The sequence below is a fragment of the Pseudomonas sp. LW8 genome (genome assembly GCF_041956865.1).
In the GTDB taxonomy this organism is placed as follows: Bacteria; Pseudomonadota; Gammaproteobacteria; order Pseudomonadales; family Pseudomonadaceae; genus Aquipseudomonas; species Aquipseudomonas siliginis.
Window position 1 is genome coordinate 2,304,479 of sequence record NZ_CP168138.1, and the last position, 16,353, is coordinate 2,320,831.

Sequence of the window (16,353 nt, forward strand, 5' to 3'; positions counted from 1 at the left end):
GAGTGGCGGGGCAATGGCACGGAGCCTGCCCGTGCCAGCGGGCTCAGCGGTAGGTGACGCCGGTCAGTCGCTCGGAGAGTTGCCACAGTGTGGCCGAATTCGAGCGATCGGCAGCGGCCGGCGGCATCTTGGCGAAGCCCAGCGGCCCGCGCTTCTCGTTATCACCGGTAGGCCCGTAGTAGGCACCGCCCACCGCCTCCAGCGCCGTCGCCGCATACAGCGTGGGCAGCGCGCCCTGCGCTGCGGAATGATACAGGTCCCGCTCTACTGCCCATTGTTTGCCGAATTCACTGTCCAGGCCAGGCCCACGGGCGATCAGTTCGGTCACGGCAACGCCGGGGTGAGCGGCGATGCTGCGTATTCCCCAACCGGCGGCATCGCTGCGCTGCTGCAGCTCAATGCTCCACTTCAGAACCGCCAGTTTCGATTGGCTGTAGCTGGCAAAAGGGTCGTAACTGCGCTCAGCCTGCAGGTCATCAAAATTAACGGTTGCGCGCCCTGCGGCGATGCTCGACAGGCTGACCACCCGACCATCGTCGCTTTTGCGTAGCAGGGGCATCAGCAGGCCGGTCAAGGCGAAATGCCCCAGGTAATTGGTCGCCAATTGCATCTCGTAGCCATCAGCGGAAACGCCTCGAACAGGCGGCGACATGATCGCGGCATTGTTGATCAGCACGTCGAGCCTCGGCAGGCGCCCTTGCAGACGGTTGGCGAGGTCGCGCACCGATTGCAGATTGGCAAGGTCCAGCGTTTCGAATTGCACGCGCGCCTCGGGCACGGCTTGCTTGATCTTCGTGATCGCTTCGCGGCCGCGCTCGGCGTTGCGTGCGGCGATGATCACCTCGGCACCGGCTCGGGTCAGGGCCAGCGCGTCTTCATAGCCCATGCCGCTGGTGCCCCCGGTCACCAGCACGATGCGGCCTTTCTGGCTGGGCATATCGTGGGTTGACCAGTCCGGCTTCGGCTCCGTTCGGGGAGTCGCCTGCGCAGCCAGTGTGCCGGCCATCGCGGAAATGGCGAACAGCGTTCGGGCGGCCTTGAGGAGGCGTTGGGTCGCAGTATTGCTCGGCGTAGCGGGTGAATGGCTCATTGGGGAAATCTCATTCGCGGTACAGGTTCCCGGTTGGCGGGGCGAGTGAGCAGTATCGGTGTACGAATGCCCGAGGATAAGTCGGTCATTTGTGGATGGCCCGTACGGTATGGCGTACAGTCAGCCGCTTGCGGAGGAAGCGTCCATGCGTAAACCAAACCTTACCGATGTGTCGATATTTGCTGCGGTGGTCGAGGCCGGAGGATTTCGTGCTGCCGCGCAAAAGCGCGGGCTGTCCGCCTCGTCGTTGAGCGACTGCATGCGTCGGCTGGAAAGCGACCTGGGCGTGCGCCTGCTCAATCGAACCACGCGCAGCGTCACGCCGACGGCCGCCGGCGAGCGACTGCTCGAGCGCCTGCGCCCGGCCTTGCAAGAAATCGACGCCGCTTTCAACGATCTGGACGACGACGCTCAGCGCCCGGTCGGCACGCTCAAACTCAATGTGCCAGTGCCGGTGGCACGCTTTCTGTTGCCCGACCTGCTGGCGCGTTTTCTGCGCCTTTATCCAGGGGTCAGTGTCGAAGTCGTCATGGACAACACCTTTGTCGACGTCAACGCTGGCGGGTATGACGCCGGCGTGCGCTATGAAGAGAGCCTGGCCAAGGACATGATCGCCGTGCCCATCGGCCCGCGTCGCCAACGCTTCGTTGCAGCCGCCGCCCCGGGCTATCTGGCTGAACGTGGGACACCCACTCACCCCGAAGAACTGCCGAGCCATGACCTGCTTGGCCATCGGTTCGAGAGTGGGAAAGTCGGCGTATTCGAGTTCCATCGAGACGGCCGTATCGTACGTATCCCGCCTCAGGGGCAACTGCTGACGTCGTCGCACGATCTGAAAATTCGCTCTGCCATCAACGGGCTGGGCATCGTCTATACCTTCGAGGACTTCCTGCGCGAGCCACTCTCCGATGGTCGACTGGTGCCGATTCTCGAGGACTGGTGGCAAGCCTTCGACGGCCCGTTTCTTTACTACCACGGCCGCCGTCACATGCCTTCGCCGCTGAGGGCGTTTGTGGATTTTTTGCGGGCTGAGGGGGAGATTGCGGAGAGTTCAGGTGTATTCGGCGCTGTTTCGTGAGGCTAATGCATGGTCTGCCAGCAGGGCGCGCATGGCGACGGGCAGCAATCGGCCAATAGCGGCCGTTCACCGTAGACACTTCGATTCAAAGCGGTCAGGGTCGGTGAAAGCTAAGGAGACTGAGGCTTTCAGCCATGGAGCACCAACGAAAAAATACAGGAACACTGAACCGCAAGAACACCAATGGTGTTCCAAGATGAGCTGGCGGAGGGGTAAGCTTGGGGTTGCACTGACGCCCCTTTTATCTGGAATGGATTATGCGAATCACAGCCTCCCACATCGTCAATTGGGCCAATACGCATGCCAAGGAAGCGCAAACCGATTTGCCGCGCTGGGTCAGGCGCCTTTGCTTTGAACCCGGAGCAACGCGCCAGCTTTCATTTCCAGCGGGTGATTCAACCTATGTTCCAGGTTGGGACGGCGTTCTGTTCAGTGACCTTGGTAATGCCTGGGTTCCAGCTGGTGCGTCTTGCTGGGAAGTTGGCTGTGATCAAGATGTGCCCGGCAAAGCTAACCGCGATTATCGGAAGCGCACAGAAACGACAAGCAAGGAAGAGCGATCGAACTGCACGTATGTATTTGTTACCCCTCGCCGCTGGACAAAAAAGTCTGAATGGATTGAGGAGCAGACCCGCCAGGGGGAATGGGCTGATGTGCGGGTCTACGATGCGGACGATCTGGAGCAATGGTTGGAGCAAAGCCCGGCAGTCGCTTTGCAGTTCGCCGAAGCGTTGGGTTTGAGTGGCGGGGGTGTAGTCAGCCTTTCCCGCTACTGGGATACGTGGGCGCGACAATGTAGCCCGGCCATCACTCCCGAAGCACTATTCCAGGATCGGGCATCGATGTTCGACGCTTTGGATGAAAAGCTTCAGGCGAGCACTACTCCTATACAGCCTCTTGTGATACGTGCCGACAGTGTGGAAGAAGCCGTAGCATTCACAGTTGCGGTGGTGATGGCATCGGGCGACCTTCAACATCATGCCCTTGTGGTGACAGAACCTCATGGTTGGCGGTATGTGGAAGCAAACCCTCAATTGCGGGTTGCAATCGCGGCTCGCACTGAAACAGCAAGCAATCTAGTTTTACGTGAAGACTTGCGAGTGATCATCCCTCACGCCACAGGCGATTTGGCCGGCAGGCCAAATGGTAATGAGCTGATCTTGGAGCGGCCGAACATATACGAGTTCGAGAAAGCTCTGATTGCTACAGGAATGGAAGAGTCTGATGCCAAGCGCTATGCATTATCCACTGGCCGCTCATGGACTGTATTTCGCCGACAAAGAGCGACTAACCCGGCAATTCAATGCCCTGCCTGGCTAGAAGCACCGCAAGCAGCAAGTCTCCCTCTGCTTTGCCTACTTGGAGCTTGGCATTCAGACAAAGCAGCGGATCGACAAGCAGTTGAAGAACTGTCGGGCCGCTCCTATGAAACGATTGAGCAAGATTTGCGGAAACTTGTACGACTTGACGATGCTCCACTGCTGAAGATAGGCGCAGTCTGGAAAGCCAAATCGCCTTTGGAGCTGCTCAGTCAATGTGCAGACCGAATTACTAGTAGCCAACTGGACCGTTTCTTTGCCCTTGCTCAGAAAATGTTATCGGCACCTGACCCCCAGTTGGAACTGCCGGATAACGAGCGCTGGATGGCCCAGCTTCATGGAAAAGTGCATCCGTATTCAGACTTACTATTTGAATCGATTTGCGATTCGCTCATAAAGCTGGCAGTGCGTGCCCCAGATCAAGTTGGCCTACAGGCACTGGACATCGAAGAGAGAGTGGCGGGGTTAGTTGGCGAGCTGCTTGACGGTGCTGATGGAGGGCGCTGGCTGTCTTTATCCTCCTATCTACCAAACTTGGCAGAAGCAGCGCCGGATAGATTTCTTCGTGCTGTTCAGAACGGCTTACGCATGGCGGATGCTCCAATAACGAGGCTTTTTACCGAAACTAGTGACTCTATACTTGGAGGCCGCTGCTGGCACGCAGGTTTGCTTTGGGCATTGGAAACTCTTGCCTGGGCTCCGCGTCGCTTGGCCCCAGTGACGCTAATTCTCGCCGAGTTAAGCCATGTACCTATGAAGGGAAATTGGGGCAACAAACCGAGTCGGAGCCTTCTAAACTTTTTCCGCTCGTGGTTTCCGCAAACTGCTGCCAGCTTACCGGAGCGGATCAAAGTACTCAGTCTGTTAATCGAAAGGGATCCCGAGGCTGCCTTTCGTCTTTTGGTGGGTATCGCGGAGCGTGGTCACCAAACTGCCGACCATATTCACAGGCCCAAATGGCGTGAAGACGACGCAGGTGCAGGCCGTGGTGTTACCCATGCTGAAATGTATGAAATGCTTGATTTCGTCCATGAAAAGCTACTTCAACTCAGCGATGGGAATGCACCTAGAATTGTCTCGCTATTGCAAAAGACCGGCTTCAGGGATCGAGAGGATTTGCCCAGATTATTGGAAGTGATTGAACCCTTCATCCAAGCGACAGATAGGGATGCGGATCGGGAAATTATACGTTCAGCTCTGAGGGCAATTATTAATTGGCACCGTAATTACGATGAGGCATCCGTCACGGAGCTTAACGAGTGGCTCCAGTCGGTGGAGACATGCTATGAACGATTGGCCCCCCTCAACTTGGTCATGCGAGACCATTGGTTGTTCGATAGCCATTGGCTGGAGCTTCCTACGGAGGATGAAAAAAAAGATCTCAATGACAAAGCCAAAATTGTTTCCGAGCTCAGAGCCTCCTCGTTATCGGCGATATATCAGGCTGAAAGAATCACAGGAATAGAATGCCTTATTGAAGTATGCACCGAACCCAGCATCGTCGGAGCCACATTGGCAGGGGTTCCCTGGGGTGAGAGCTACTGGATGGAATGGATTCAGGAAAAGCTTGAGAGCTTTGATAACGGCACGCACATGAGTGCGTGTATAGCAGGCTTTCTACGTACGGCTGCGTCACCAGCACCTGATGCGCTACTTAAAAAAGTAGTTGAGTTAGGCAAACAACGTGGATGGCCATCTGTGAGGCTCGCCAGTTTCTTAACTCTGGCTATCCCAAACCGAGAAACCTGGCAGTTGGTTGAGTCCTGTGATCATGAGGTCAATGCCGAGTATTGGCACAGGGTTCAACCATACCATCAAACAAATGATGAGGATTTAGACTTTGTGTTAGAGCAGCTCTTGAAGGCTAAGCGCCCAATGAGTGCTCTTTATTGCTGCCAATTCAAACTTCAAGAAACTGCTCCTGGTAAGATTTATTTAGCTCTTCAACAGTTACTCAGCTGTCGAGAGATAGATGGGCCGAAAATTCAGTCTTGGCATCTAGAGAAAATGCTGGAGCGGCTAGAGAGCTCTGGTGAATTTGAGCGGTTAGCTCTGGCTCAACTTGAATTTGGGCTATTTCCATTTCTTCAGCATGGGCTAGGAGACAATGCTAGTGCGCTGTATGAAGCTATCACATCAGAGCCAGAACTCTTCAAGGAGTTAATTTGTGCGATCTACAAGCCGGAACATGGGGAAAGGCAGGAGGTGACTGAGGCCAGTCGGGCAACTGCCGGGAGGGCTTGGGATGTCTTACATCACTGCAAGCGACTACCTGGCACTCAATCAGATGGGGGTATTGATGCAGATAAATTTATTCACTTTATTCAGGAAACACGTGAGTTATGTAGTGATGCAGATCGGCCAACAATGTGTGATCAGACTTTAGGACAAATTCTCTCCCATTCCCCAGCAGATGAGGATGGTACATGGCCATTCACGCCGGCTAGGGAGATTTTAGAGTCTCCTGAATTAGAACATATGCGTACCGGCTTCATCACTGGAACCATTAATAAGCGTGGGGTCACTAGCCGGTCTCCTTGGGATGGCGGCGACCAAGAGCGTGATCTGGCAGCACATTACAGAAACCAGGCAGAGCGGGTGCAGCACTCCCATCCAAATGTTGCAGCCATGCTGGATCAACTTGCTCAAGGCTACGAGCGCCATGGAAAACGCGAAGACGTTGAGGCCAATCTAAGAAAAGAAGGCTTCTAATACAATAATAATTTAAGAATGCATAAAGTGGCGCCCGCATAGATGAGGCAAGCTGGTGACACTGTGAAATTCATGCAGCAGCGGCAAAAATTTTGGGTTTATCCTCAATTAATGCTCGCCCGCTAACGACTGTGCGTTCTGGCCGGCCGCTGGCGTTTGCAAGAAACACACGGCTAGCTGACCGTAATCGGTCTGCAACTTAATAGAGCTATTTTGCTACTAGGCTGGCCGGCAAATGTGGGCACTGACGAATGACTGCTTCTGGCCGAAAGCAGACATTCGCTGACATGTCCACCTGCGTAATATCTCGCAGCTTCCTACAAGCAGAACCTTCAGCCGATTGTGGCGGGCTTATCTATTCAACATCGCCAGCTTCAAGCGGAATTCGCCTGATAACGTCGTCATAAGGCACCAGATCGAGAAAGGCAGTGACCTCAACTGCCTGCAGATTTTGCATGCGCATGATCCATACGTAGCTGTTGCGATAAGGCGCGCCGTCGGCTGCGGTGGCGGTGCCGTCCCAGTGCACAACGACGTCATCGCCTTCAGCCCAGATATCCGTCACCGTCGGGCGAACGGGCGAGGCGAGCCGTTTTGCGAAGGGTTGGACTGCGCGTTTCAGGAAGTCATCTCGGCCGCGATAAGTACCCGCCGACGGGCTCGTCCCCTTGATTGTCCAGATCACATCGGGAGCCAGGACATCTGTGAAGAACGTCCGGCCGCCTTGAGCCCACTGGTTGAACGCTTGCGCAATGAATTGGCGGTTGCGTTCCGTAGTCGGTTCGCTGGCCACGGCGGGCGCCGGCCCTGCAATGAGTGTGGTGAAGACCAGTGCTAGCGCTGTAGAGAGGCGTTGAACAAGCGTCATTTCCTGTGCTCCTTAATCTGTCGGATGAGCCCCGTCGAGTTGGCTGGGCCGTTGTTGTTATATGTAAGCCGCTAGTTGCGTTCCCCGACGCCGTTGTTCTATATGGGGCATTGGCAAAGAATCGGCGCGGGTGTGGACGGCAGTATCTCTGGGCCTCATCTGAAGTGTGACTTACGAGCGGAGGAGGGCTGTTGCAGGATCGTCCTGATTTCTTACTTGATCATCCGATACCAGATGTTTAACCGCCGCATCCCCACGTGATGGAGTTGTGTTTGAATTCCCTTTCCAAGCTTGTCGATATCGTTGGTCGTCACGCCCAGAATGACGGCATTCACAGCACCGCGATTCCGGGTGTCAGCCTGATTCGTTCGGCTACGCCCACGATGCCTATGCCGGTGGTGTACGAGCCGACACTCTGCCTTGTCGCTCAGGGACGTAAACAAGCGATGCTGGGTACTACCGTCTATGTTTACGATCCGGCCAAGTACCTGATTGCATCGGTAGACCTTCCGGTGATGGGCTCGGTCATCGAGGCGAGTGAGGCTGTTCCCTATCTGTGCCTGGCGCTGGATCTCGATACCGCTGTGTTGAGTGAACTTGCGCTGCGCCATCCGCTTAGAGAAGAGAGCGTCAGTGCACCGCCAGCAGGCATTACGCTCAACGATACGACTCCAGAACTGCTGGATGCAGCGGTTCGGTTAGCCGGGCTGCTCGACAGGCCACGGGATATCGAAGCGCTCGCTCCGCTGGTGATTCGCGAAATGCTTTATCGCCTTCTCACCGAAAACGGCAACAGCATCATCAGGCAGATGGCACAAGCAGACAGCCGCTTGAACCAGATCGCCAAGGCTATTGCCTGGCTGCGCAGCCACTACAACGAAGCGTGTCGAATAGATGAACTCGTCGAAATCGCCGGCATGAGCCGTTCTTCGTTTCACACGCATTTCAAGGCGATCACCTCGATGAGCCCGCTGGAGTTTCGCAACCAGTTGCGTCTACAGAAAGCACGCCGGCTGATGGTCACCGAAGCGGTCGACGCCGCAGAGGCGGGATATGCAGTCGGTTATGAAAGTCCCTCGCAGTTCAGTCGGGACTACGCCCGACTGTTCGGCATGCCACCAGCGAAAGACGCCTGGCGGCTGCGCACGGACATTTGCGGGATTTGAATCCAGCGCTTTTCGTCGCGCAGAAAAAAACGAGGCCGCATTTGCGGCCTCGTTTTCAATGTGTTCCGGACTACTGTTTGACGCTCAGGTAATCGCCGGTCGTATTCAGCGAGATGGTCACGTCCTTGTTGCTGCGGTTACGCCAGAACCAGCCATGGGTGCCGTCGAATAACGCGGTGAATTCGCCTTTATTGCTTTTGACCTGCTTGCCCTTGTTGTAGCTGTGGAAGTAACCCTTTTCGCCGTTGTAGGGCTCGCCGTGCGTGTCGTAGTTCACGAGCCCGCCCGTGGCCGTCCATTCGTAACTGACAGTCTTGCCCTTCAGCATTTCCAGTTTGATTTCCGTAGCTTCGCCAGGTTTGAGCGTTACGCTCATCTGATTGGTTTTCAGCGCCGGGGCGGGTGCGGTTACTGGCTTGGTAACAGGCTTCTCAATGGCTTGGACTTGTGCAACTTGCTGCGCAGGAACTGGAGCAGAAGTTGGAGTCGTAGCTGGAGCGGCTGCTTGAGGCGGCGCGGCTTCCGCCAATGCTTCTTGAGCAAGGATGATTTTCAGCTCGCCCATCTGGGTAAGCCCCAGTGTTCGGCCCACGCCTGTCGGATCGATCGCGTATTCGGAAGGCATGACAACGGTCACCAAAAGGCCGGTAGCGACCAGTATCGCGATGACGGTCGAGCGCAGCAGTTTGCGGGTGCTGGGCAGTTCATTAACAGTTGGAAGCGGAGTATTGAACATCGTCGGAATTCCTTAGGCGGAGACAAACAGGCCGGTGATCTGGTAACCCATCAAGAGGAAACCGGCACTCATCATGGCGACGTTGGCGGTATACGCGTGGCGCCAGAAACTGCCGGTGCGCCGCCAATACCCCATCAAAATGAGAATCGCGCTGAGGGCCAGCAATTGGCCGATCTCGACACCAACGTTGAAGGCGATCAGGTTCGGAATCAGGCCGTCTGGTGAGATCTCGTATTCCTGAATCTTGGTCGCCAAACCAAAACCGTGGAGCAAGCCGAAGATCAGCGTGGCCACTTTGGTATTGGGTTGGTAACCGAACCAGCGCTGGAATGCGCCGAGGTTATCGAGGGCTTTGTACACCACCGAAAAGCCGATAATGGCGTCGATGATGTAGGAGCTGATGCTGATCTCGGCCAGCACGCCAAGCAGCAGCGTGACCGAGTGGCCTACGGCGAACAGCGTGACGTAAAGGCCAACATCCTTCAGGCGGTAGAGGAAGAAGATCACCCCGAACAGAAACAGCAGGTGGTCGTAGCCGGTCATCATGTGCTTGGCGCCCATATAGATGAAGGGCAGCAACATGACGCCTGAGCTTTCCTGGATGAAACCTTTGTCGCCTTCCGCAACAGCGTGAGCCATCGCCTCGGGTGTTCCGAGGAAAAGTGCAGCGACAAGTAAAAACAACAGCAGTAGCGGGCGGTGCGAAGGCGCAGTAAATACGCCTGTGCCGCTCATCGAGTGCGAATGCATGGGGCAATCCTACGTTGCAATGATCGTGGGCCGCATTGCGGCCGTGGTCAGGATGCGAACGAAGGGCGAGGTGGACGCTCGATCAAAAATATCGGCGGCAGAGGAACCGAGTGTCGAAGTGCATCGACCCGGATCGATGGCATCGGCGATGTCGCCAACATCAACGCGGCTGTGAGTTGCGGCGTTTCGTGCTGATGATCAGGGGTCAATGGCGAGTGATAGTGTTCTGAAAAGCTTGAGTGGCTGGATGACGACTCTTCGCCGTGAGAATGATGGACGTCCTGAGCGATCTCCCAGGCTGGCTGCCCCGAGGTGACTGACAACGAATAGGTATGCCCGACCCAGGCCATGAACATGGCGAGAGCAAGCGCGATTACTACCGTCGTTGTCAGTGTTTTGCTGAACATGGCGTTAAAGGTTTCAACTCGTTGACAGGGCGTTCAAGCGATTTGCCTAATCCCCCCTGGGGGGATAGGATGCCAGCGATTCATCGAGCCCTGAGACTCAACTCATGAGTGAACACGAACACGACCACAGCCATCCCCACACCCACCAAAGCCATGAGGCGATCATCAAACGCCTCAAGCGGGCGGACGGGCATTTGCGCGGCATCATCACCATGATCGAAGAAGGGCGTCAGTGCGTGGATATCGCCCAGCAGCTTCATGCGGTAGAGAAAGCGATCTGCCAGGCCAAACGCACGCTCATCCAGGATCACATCGACCACTGCCTCGAAGATACCGTTTCGGCGCTAGGCAATGGCGAGCGCGCACCGCTGGAAGCCTTCAAACAAATCACCAAGTACCTTTAGGTCTGACATGCCCGATTTCGCTGAACTGTTGCAGCAAGGCGGGGCTCACGCCTGGCTGTATTTCCCGAGCGCGATTCTGCTCGGTGCCTTGCATGGCCTGGAGCCAGGTCATTCGAAAACCATGATGGCGGCCTTCATCGTGGCCATCCGTGGCTCGGTCAAACAGGCTGTTTTGTTGGGGTTGGCCGCAACGCTTTCGCACACCGCCGTGGTGTGGCTGGTCGCCATCGGCGGCATGTACCTGGGCAAAGGCCTGGATGCTCAAACCACTGAGCCGTACTTCCAGCTTGCGTCTGCTGCACTGATCATCATGATTGCCCTGTGGATGCTGTGGCGTACCTGGCGCGGTGAGCAGATGTTCAAGTTCGAGCAAAGCGATGATCACCATCACGGCGAACACGACCATGGTCATCATGATGAAACGCACCGAATAGATACCGGCCATGGCCGTGTTGAACTGTCGATCTTCGAGGAAGGCATGCCACCGCACTGGCGCCTGAAGATCTTGAGCGGACACGCCTGGACAGCCTCGGATGTTCGCCTGACCACGACGCGTCCCGACGGCAGCAGCCAATCGTTCGCGTTCGTCGAGCGCGAAGGCTTTCTGCAGTCGACGGTGGATATTCCGGAACCGCACGAGTTCAGCGCCCGCTTGAGCCTTGGACACGCGGGGCATTCGCATGATTACGACCTGACGTTCCAGGAGCATGATCACGGGCATGCGCATTCCGAACTCGAAGGTCTGGAGCTGTCGATTGATGGCTATCAGGATGCGCACGAACGTGCTCATGCCAACGACATCCGTAAGCGCTTCACCAACCGCGAAGTGACCACGGGTCAGATCGTCATGTTCGGGCTGACTGGCGGCCTGATTCCCTGTCCGGCTGCCATCACTGTCCTGTTGCTGTGCCTGCAAGTCAAAGAGGTCGCGCTCGGCGGCATGCTCGTTCTGTGTTTCAGCATCGGCCTGGCGCTGACTTTGGTCACCGTCGGTGCCGCAGCAGCCATTGGCGCCAGACAGGCTTCCAATCGCTGGCCGTGGCTGGGAACCGTGGCGCGCCGCGCTCCTTATCTGTCCAGCGTGCTGATCATTGGCGTTGGCCTGTATGTCGGCTTCCATGGCTGGATTGGCCTGAGCGCATAAGACCCTTTGCGCACAGCGGTGGCATTGATGCAAAGGGTTGCCATCGCAACCATAAAACCAACTACTACCACTGCCACTGACGAGCAAAAAGCCCAGCGCAAGGCTGGGCTATCGAGGAGCGCGCGATGAGGGCGAGGCAATTAGCGAACGCCTGCATCCGCAGAATTACTCCACCGGCACGACGTTATCCAACGCCTGATTAACCGCGAGCTCGCCGAGCATGACGACCTGCGCGATACCTTGCAGTGTCTTGCGCGCAGATCCTTCAACCATCCCGATCACATCACTCAGCATTACCGAGGCAGAGCCTAGCGATTCGCTTGCGTTGACCAGCAATTCTTCGGTGGCGATTTTCGGGTTGGCGAGGAACATGCTGCTGGTCTGGTAGGGCGTGGTTTTGAGGGTGTCGGTGGGTTTGAGGTGGTGGTCGAGGGCGCGGTCGGCGGCTTTGTGGAGTTTTTTTGAGTCGAGGGATTCGTAGGGAGAGGTTGCGTCTGACTGTGGCGGGTTTGGCGTGACTTTGAACATGATCTTTCTCCTCGTGCCGCTTTAAAAGGAGCCATCACCCGTTCGCTACCAAACGAAGGGTGGCGGCCATGCACAGGTTGGTAGACCGGGACACGAGGCAAAACCGGCGCGCTCGAAAGCGCCCTGCGCATAGCCACCATAGAAGCCAGGCGACGACTTCGCCAAACGGTGTCATTGCGCACCTCGTATACCCGGGCTACCAAACCCGATCACTGTTTTCAGTGACCGGCCAACGATAGAACCACGGCCCGAGGCGCACAAGCCGGCGGATTCTGGCGTAGTCGTAGGCAATGGCGCAAGGCGTTGTAGCTTGCTGGAACAGTCTGGATGTCGGTTTTAAACGGGGTGTTTAGGGAATTGGTCTTGGCTGAGGTTTCGTGTTGATCGGGCTGGGGTCTTCGCGAGCAGGCTCGCTCCCACAGGTGTCGAGTTGGCAACGTTTACAGCGTCGTGCCAGTCGGGCGGTCACACATTTTGAACTTTGCTTTCGGCGCCATTTCCATTGTTTGAGGTGACAACCCTCCAGCTCCTACCCACCTGAATCAAGGAATGACCGTGAGGGCTCCCACTGATAAAACTTCTCTGCGCCGGGCTATCACTTTCCCGATGCTGTTTCTGTTTATTCTCGGCGATGTTCTGGGGGCGGGCGTTTACGCACTCGCCGGAACGATCGCGGGGGAGGTGGGCGGCGCGATTTGGGTGCCGCTGCTGATCGCATTGTTCTTCGCCATGTTGACGGCGGGTTCCTACGCAGAACTGGTGACCAAATATCCCCACGCCGGCGCGGCTTCGGTATTCGCGGAAAAGGCCTTCAAGTCACCGCTCATTTCCTTCCTGGTCGGTTTTTGCATGCTGGCGGCTGCGGTCACCAGTGCAGCGGGTTTGTCGCTGGCGTTTGCCGGTGATTACTTGAACGCCTTCGTCGACGTATCGCCGCAGATTGCAGCCCTGGTGTTTCTTCTGGCTATCGGCCTGCTCAATGCGCGGGGGATCAAGGAGTCGCTTGGGGCGAATCTGGTGATGACCGTGATTGAACTGTCCGGGCTGATTCTGGTGATCGTGGCTGCGGTCTGGTATTTCCGCACAGGCGAGGCGGATCTGGGGCGGACGCTCACGTTCAAACCGGGCGTCAGTCCCATGCTGGCGGTGTTGGGGGCGGCGTTGCTCGCGTTCTATTCTTTCGTCGGTTTCGAAACTTCGGCCAATCTGGCCGAGGAAATCAAGGACGTGCGCAAGGTCTATCCGCGCGCCTTGTTCGCGGCTTTGATTACGGCTGGCGTGGTTTACATGGCGGTGGGTGTGGCGGCTTCTTCGGTGTTGCCTACCGAGAAACTGGTCGCCACGTCGGCGCCTTTGCTCGAAGTTGTCCGCGCATCGACCCTCGCAATCCCGCCGGCGCTGTTCTCTTTTATTGCGCTGATCGCTGTGGCCAACGGTGCGCTGTTAACCATGATCATGGCCAGTCGATTGACTTATGGCATGGCCAACCTGGGGCTGTTGCCGGGTGTTTTGGGTGCGGTGCTGCCTGAACGAAAAACTCCGTGGGCTGCCATTGTCGCAACTACCGTGGTCGCTATTGCCCTGACACTCACAGGCACGCTGGCAACGCTGGCAGAGACGGTGGTCTTGCTGTTGCTGTTCGTTTTTCTGAGTACCAATGTGGCGGTGCTGGTTCTTCGGCGGGACAGGGTAGAGGAGGATCACTTTCGCGTGCCGACCTTCGTTCCGGTGCTTGCGATCGTTTCGTGTCTGTTGCTGCTCAGTCAGCAGGGGTGGGAAACGTGGTTGCGCGCGGGGGCGTTGATCATTGTCGGGATGTTGCTGCACGGCTGTTCTCGTATCAAGTTGTCTGCGATCAGTAAGGCTGGTTAGCGTCACGTTTCCTGGCAGGTGATGGGCGGGAGATTTGTGTTGTTTGGGCGGGCGTATTTGCGAGCAGGCTCGCTCCCACAGTGGATGGGTGGTGTTTTTCAGGATGAGTCACACGTTGTCAGTCGGCGGGCGGGTGAGTAAGCTGCCGACATGAATCAGTCCTCAGTTTCCCCATCCTTCCCCGGCCCGCGTGGGCCAGTCGATCACGACATTCGTGATCAGATTGTCGCGGCTGCCAACGAGCATTTCAGCCAGTACGGCTACGCCAAGACCACGGTGTCCGATCTGGCCAAGGCCATCGGTTTCTCCAAGGCGTACATCTACAAATTCTTTGATTCCAAGCAGGCGATTGGCGAAGCCATCTGCGCTAACTGTCTGGGACAAATCGTTGCGGCGGTCGAGCAGGCAATCAACGAGGAAGACCTGACGCCTACCGAGCGTTTCCGCCGTTTGGTGAAAACCGTGATCGCCACGGGCGTGAACCTGTTTTTCAACGACCGCAAGCTCTACGACATTGCTGCGTTTGCAGCGGGTGAGAACTGGCCGAGTGCGCAGCGTTACGATGCGCAGATCAAGCGTTTCATCACCGACATTGTCCGTGAAGGGCGCGAGGCCGGTGAGTTCGAGCGCAGGACGCCGCTGGACGAGACGGTCGAATCGATCCACCTGGCGTTGCGGCCCTTCGTCAATCCACTGATGCTGCAACACAATCTGGATTTCATCGAAGTGGCGCCCTTGCTGACTTCGAACCTCATCTTGCGCAGCTTGATGCCTTGACCCTCTGCTGATCCGAATACTCGGATCAGTCGCCCCCTGATCTCGCCTCGCCTGTACAGGGCGGACGATGAATAATTGCCCAAAGCGTGACTGTTGACTGATATGGTCACTCGGATAACATGGCCGCCGCAGTTCATCCAATTCCGAGTCACCCATAGAGTCCACACAATGAAAAAAACAATGCTCAAGCGCCCGGTGGGGCTGGCTGTCGTTCTTGCCTCGTCGAATGTTCTTGCGGGTGGTTTTGCGCTCAATGAGCAAAGCGTCAGCGGCATGGGATCGGGCTTTGCCGGTCGCTCTTCCTCGGCGGAAGACGCCAGCACCGTTTTTGGCAACCCGGCGGGCATGGCGCGGCTCAAGCGCGAGCAGGCCAGCGTCGGGCAGGCGACGCTGTTTGCGAAGTCCGATATCAGCCAGACCCGCAGCACGTTCGGCGGCAAGGAAGACGGCGACATGGTGCCGACCACCACGGTACCGATGGGTTATTACGTCAAACCGATCGACGAGCAGTGGGCGTTCGGCGTGGGGTTCTACGTGCCGTTTGGCCTGATCACCGACTACGGCAGTGGTTTCGCTGGCCGCTATTACGCCAACAAAAGCGAAGTCACCACGCTGACGTTCCAGCCGACCATCAGTTATGCCTTCAATGACAAGGTGTCGATCGGCTTCGGCCCGACCATCAACCGCATCAGCGGCGAGCTGTCGGGGATGGTCGCCAATCCGCTGAGCCCCGGGCGCAATGACGGCAAAGTCAAAAGCACGGGCGACGATACCGCGCTGGGCTTCAACGCCGGGGTCATGGTGCAGGCGACCGAGCAGATCCGCCTGGGCCTGACCTATCACTCAAAAGTCAGTTACCACCTCGACGCGAAAAGTAAACTCAGCGATGGCATCTTCAACGTGCTCGGCGTCAGCGGCCGCAGCTTTGACGCGTCGCTGGACGTCGACACCCCGGAATCGGTGGACTTCTCGGTCACCCATCAACTGAACAACAACTGGACGCTGTATGCCGGCAGCACCTGGACGCGCTGGAGCCGTTTTAAAGAGCTGACCATCGAAAACAGCGGATTGCCGCCACTGCTCGCCGGTCAGTTGGGCACGATCAGCGAAGAACAGAACTGGCATGACACCTGGGCTCACGCCATCGGCGCGGCGTACCGGTTGAACAACCAATGGGTGCTGCGCACCGGGTTCTCGGTTGATCAATCGCCGGCGAACAACACCAATCGCGGGCCGCGTATTCCAACGGGCGATCGCAAGGTGTTCAGCGTCGGCGCCGGTTGGACGCCTGCGGAAAATGTCACCATCGACGTCGCCTATTCCTATCTCTGGGAAGAGAGCGTGGAGATCAACGACACCTCGGCTGGCAAGGGTTCGTACAGCGCGAAATACAAGAACAGCGCCAGCGGCCTCGGCACTTCCGTCAGTTACCGCTTCTGATTCAGCGCGGAAAATCGGGTCGGCGATCTAGTGACTGTTGACGATATTGGTCACAAGGCTGA

14 protein-coding genes are annotated in these 16,353 nt (G+C 56.9%); 9 read left to right on the plus strand and 5 right to left on the minus strand.

The features are described 5' to 3' along the window. Positions 1 to 43: 43 nt before the first annotated feature. Positions 44 to 1,090 carry an SDR family oxidoreductase gene (locus AB9L16_RS10440; RefSeq protein ID WP_252877939.1) on the minus strand — a complete coding sequence of 349 codons (1,047 nt, stop codon included), beginning with the start codon at positions 1,088 to 1,090 and terminating at the stop codon, positions 44 to 46. Positions 1,091 to 1,235: 145 nt separating this feature from the next. Here AB9L16_RS10440 and AB9L16_RS10445 point away from each other — a divergent pair, with 145 nt between their 5' ends. Together AB9L16_RS10445 and AB9L16_RS10450 are read left to right on the plus strand one after the other, a co-directional pair. Beyond that, the gene (locus tag AB9L16_RS10445) at positions 1,236 to 2,168 is read left to right on the plus strand and encodes a LysR family transcriptional regulator (protein ID WP_375123499.1); all 933 of its coding nucleotides are present in this window, start codon (positions 1,236 to 1,238) and stop codon (positions 2,166 to 2,168) included. Positions 2,169 to 2,425: 257 nt separating this feature from the next. After that, on the plus strand, positions 2,426 to 6,199 hold the full coding sequence (locus AB9L16_RS10450; protein ID WP_375123500.1) for a hypothetical protein: 3,774 nt from the start codon (positions 2,426 to 2,428) through the stop codon (positions 6,197 to 6,199). A 355-nt stretch (positions 6,200 to 6,554) separates the two neighbouring features. On the opposite strand, the gene AB9L16_RS10455 is transcribed toward AB9L16_RS10450, so the two are convergent. Beyond that, positions 6,555 to 7,067: a nuclear transport factor 2 family protein gene (locus AB9L16_RS10455; RefSeq protein ID WP_375123501.1), complete on the minus strand. Its 513-nt coding sequence runs from the start codon at positions 7,065 to 7,067 to the stop codon at positions 6,555 to 6,557. 272 nt (positions 7,068 to 7,339) lie between these two features. Between AB9L16_RS10455 and AB9L16_RS10460 the strand changes: the two genes are divergently transcribed. Beyond that, complete coding sequence (locus AB9L16_RS10460) at positions 7,340 to 8,233, plus strand: AraC family transcriptional regulator N-terminal domain-containing protein (RefSeq protein WP_375123502.1); 894 nt, start codon at positions 7,340 to 7,342, stop codon at positions 8,231 to 8,233. Between the two features lie 70 nt (positions 8,234 to 8,303). On the opposite strand, the gene AB9L16_RS10465 is transcribed toward AB9L16_RS10460, so the two are convergent. Continuing rightward, complete coding sequence (locus AB9L16_RS10465; RefSeq protein WP_375123503.1) at positions 8,304 to 8,969, minus strand: transmembrane anchor protein; 666 nt, start codon at positions 8,967 to 8,969, stop codon at positions 8,304 to 8,306. A gap of 12 nt (positions 8,970 to 8,981) precedes the next feature. Beyond that, positions 8,982 to 9,719, minus strand: a complete 738-nt coding sequence (locus AB9L16_RS10470; RefSeq protein WP_056785030.1) for a HupE/UreJ family protein — start codon at positions 9,717 to 9,719, stop codon at positions 8,982 to 8,984. A 511-nt stretch (positions 9,720 to 10,230) separates the two neighbouring features. Between AB9L16_RS10470 and AB9L16_RS10475 the strand changes: the two genes are divergently transcribed. The 3 genes from AB9L16_RS10475 to AB9L16_RS10485 are packed head-to-tail and all read left to right on the plus strand — an operon-like array spanning position 10,231 to position 11,754. Beyond that, positions 10,231 to 10,530 (plus strand): metal-sensing transcriptional repressor, encoded by a 300-nt coding sequence (locus tag AB9L16_RS10475; protein WP_016774379.1) that lies wholly within the window; start codon positions 10,231 to 10,233, stop codon positions 10,528 to 10,530. Between the two features lie 7 nt (positions 10,531 to 10,537). Then, entirely contained in the window at positions 10,538 to 11,674 is a 1,137-nt protein-coding gene (locus tag AB9L16_RS10480; RefSeq protein ID WP_375123504.1) for a nickel/cobalt efflux protein RcnA, read from the plus strand. Then, the gene (locus tag AB9L16_RS10485; protein WP_375123762.1) at positions 11,671 to 11,754 is read left to right on the plus strand and encodes a YHYH domain-containing protein; all 84 of its coding nucleotides are present in this window, start codon (positions 11,671 to 11,673) and stop codon (positions 11,752 to 11,754) included. Before AB9L16_RS10480 ends, AB9L16_RS10485 begins: the two co-directional genes overlap by 4 nt. An 85-nt stretch (positions 11,755 to 11,839) precedes the next feature. Here AB9L16_RS10485 and AB9L16_RS10490 read toward each other — a convergent pair whose 3' ends face one another. Beyond that, on the minus strand, positions 11,840 to 12,202 hold the full coding sequence (locus tag AB9L16_RS10490; protein WP_375123505.1) for a DUF6124 family protein: 363 nt from the start codon (positions 12,200 to 12,202) through the stop codon (positions 11,840 to 11,842). Between the two features lie 549 nt (positions 12,203 to 12,751). Between AB9L16_RS10490 and AB9L16_RS10495 the strand changes: the two genes are divergently transcribed. From AB9L16_RS10495 to AB9L16_RS10505, 3 genes are all read left to right on the plus strand, one after another. Next, positions 12,752 to 14,074, plus strand: coding sequence for an APC family permease (locus tag AB9L16_RS10495; RefSeq protein WP_375123506.1), 1,323 nt, complete (start codon positions 12,752 to 12,754; stop codon positions 14,072 to 14,074). A gap of 150 nt (positions 14,075 to 14,224) precedes the next feature. Next, positions 14,225 to 14,851, plus strand: coding sequence for a TetR/AcrR family transcriptional regulator (locus AB9L16_RS10500; RefSeq protein WP_375123507.1), 627 nt, complete (start codon positions 14,225 to 14,227; stop codon positions 14,849 to 14,851). 168 nt (positions 14,852 to 15,019) lie between these two features. Then, on the plus strand, positions 15,020 to 16,291 hold the full coding sequence (locus AB9L16_RS10505) for an OmpP1/FadL family transporter (protein WP_375123508.1): 1,272 nt from the start codon (positions 15,020 to 15,022) through the stop codon (positions 16,289 to 16,291). Positions 16,292 to 16,353: the final 62 nt, after the last annotated feature.

Coding starts and splice junctions, on each gene's coding strand:
- AB9L16_RS10440 (WP_252877939.1), bottom strand. CDS start 1,090: ATGAGCCATTCACCCGCTACGCCGAGCAATACTGCGACCCAACGCCTC.
- AB9L16_RS10445 (WP_375123499.1), top strand. CDS start 1,236: ATGCGTAAACCAAACCTTACCGATGTGTCGATATTTGCTGCGGTGGTC.
- AB9L16_RS10450 (WP_375123500.1), top strand. CDS start 2,426: ATGCGAATCACAGCCTCCCACATCGTCAATTGGGCCAATACGCATGCC.
- AB9L16_RS10455 (WP_375123501.1), bottom strand. CDS start 7,067: ATGACGCTTGTTCAACGCCTCTCTACAGCGCTAGCACTGGTCTTCACC.
- AB9L16_RS10465 (WP_375123503.1), bottom strand. CDS start 8,969: ATGTTCAATACTCCGCTTCCAACTGTTAATGAACTGCCCAGCACCCGC.
- AB9L16_RS10470 (WP_056785030.1), bottom strand. CDS start 9,719: ATGCATTCGCACTCGATGAGCGGCACAGGCGTATTTACTGCGCCTTCG.
- AB9L16_RS10475 (WP_016774379.1), top strand. CDS start 10,231: ATGAGTGAACACGAACACGACCACAGCCATCCCCACACCCACCAAAGC.
- AB9L16_RS10480 (WP_375123504.1), top strand. CDS start 10,538: ATGCCCGATTTCGCTGAACTGTTGCAGCAAGGCGGGGCTCACGCCTGG.
- AB9L16_RS10490 (WP_375123505.1), bottom strand. CDS start 12,202: ATGTTCAAAGTCACGCCAAACCCGCCACAGTCAGACGCAACCTCTCCC.
- AB9L16_RS10495 (WP_375123506.1), top strand. CDS start 12,752: ATGACCGTGAGGGCTCCCACTGATAAAACTTCTCTGCGCCGGGCTATC.
- AB9L16_RS10500 (WP_375123507.1), top strand. CDS start 14,225: ATGAATCAGTCCTCAGTTTCCCCATCCTTCCCCGGCCCGCGTGGGCCA.
- AB9L16_RS10505 (WP_375123508.1), top strand. CDS start 15,020: ATGAAAAAAACAATGCTCAAGCGCCCGGTGGGGCTGGCTGTCGTTCTT.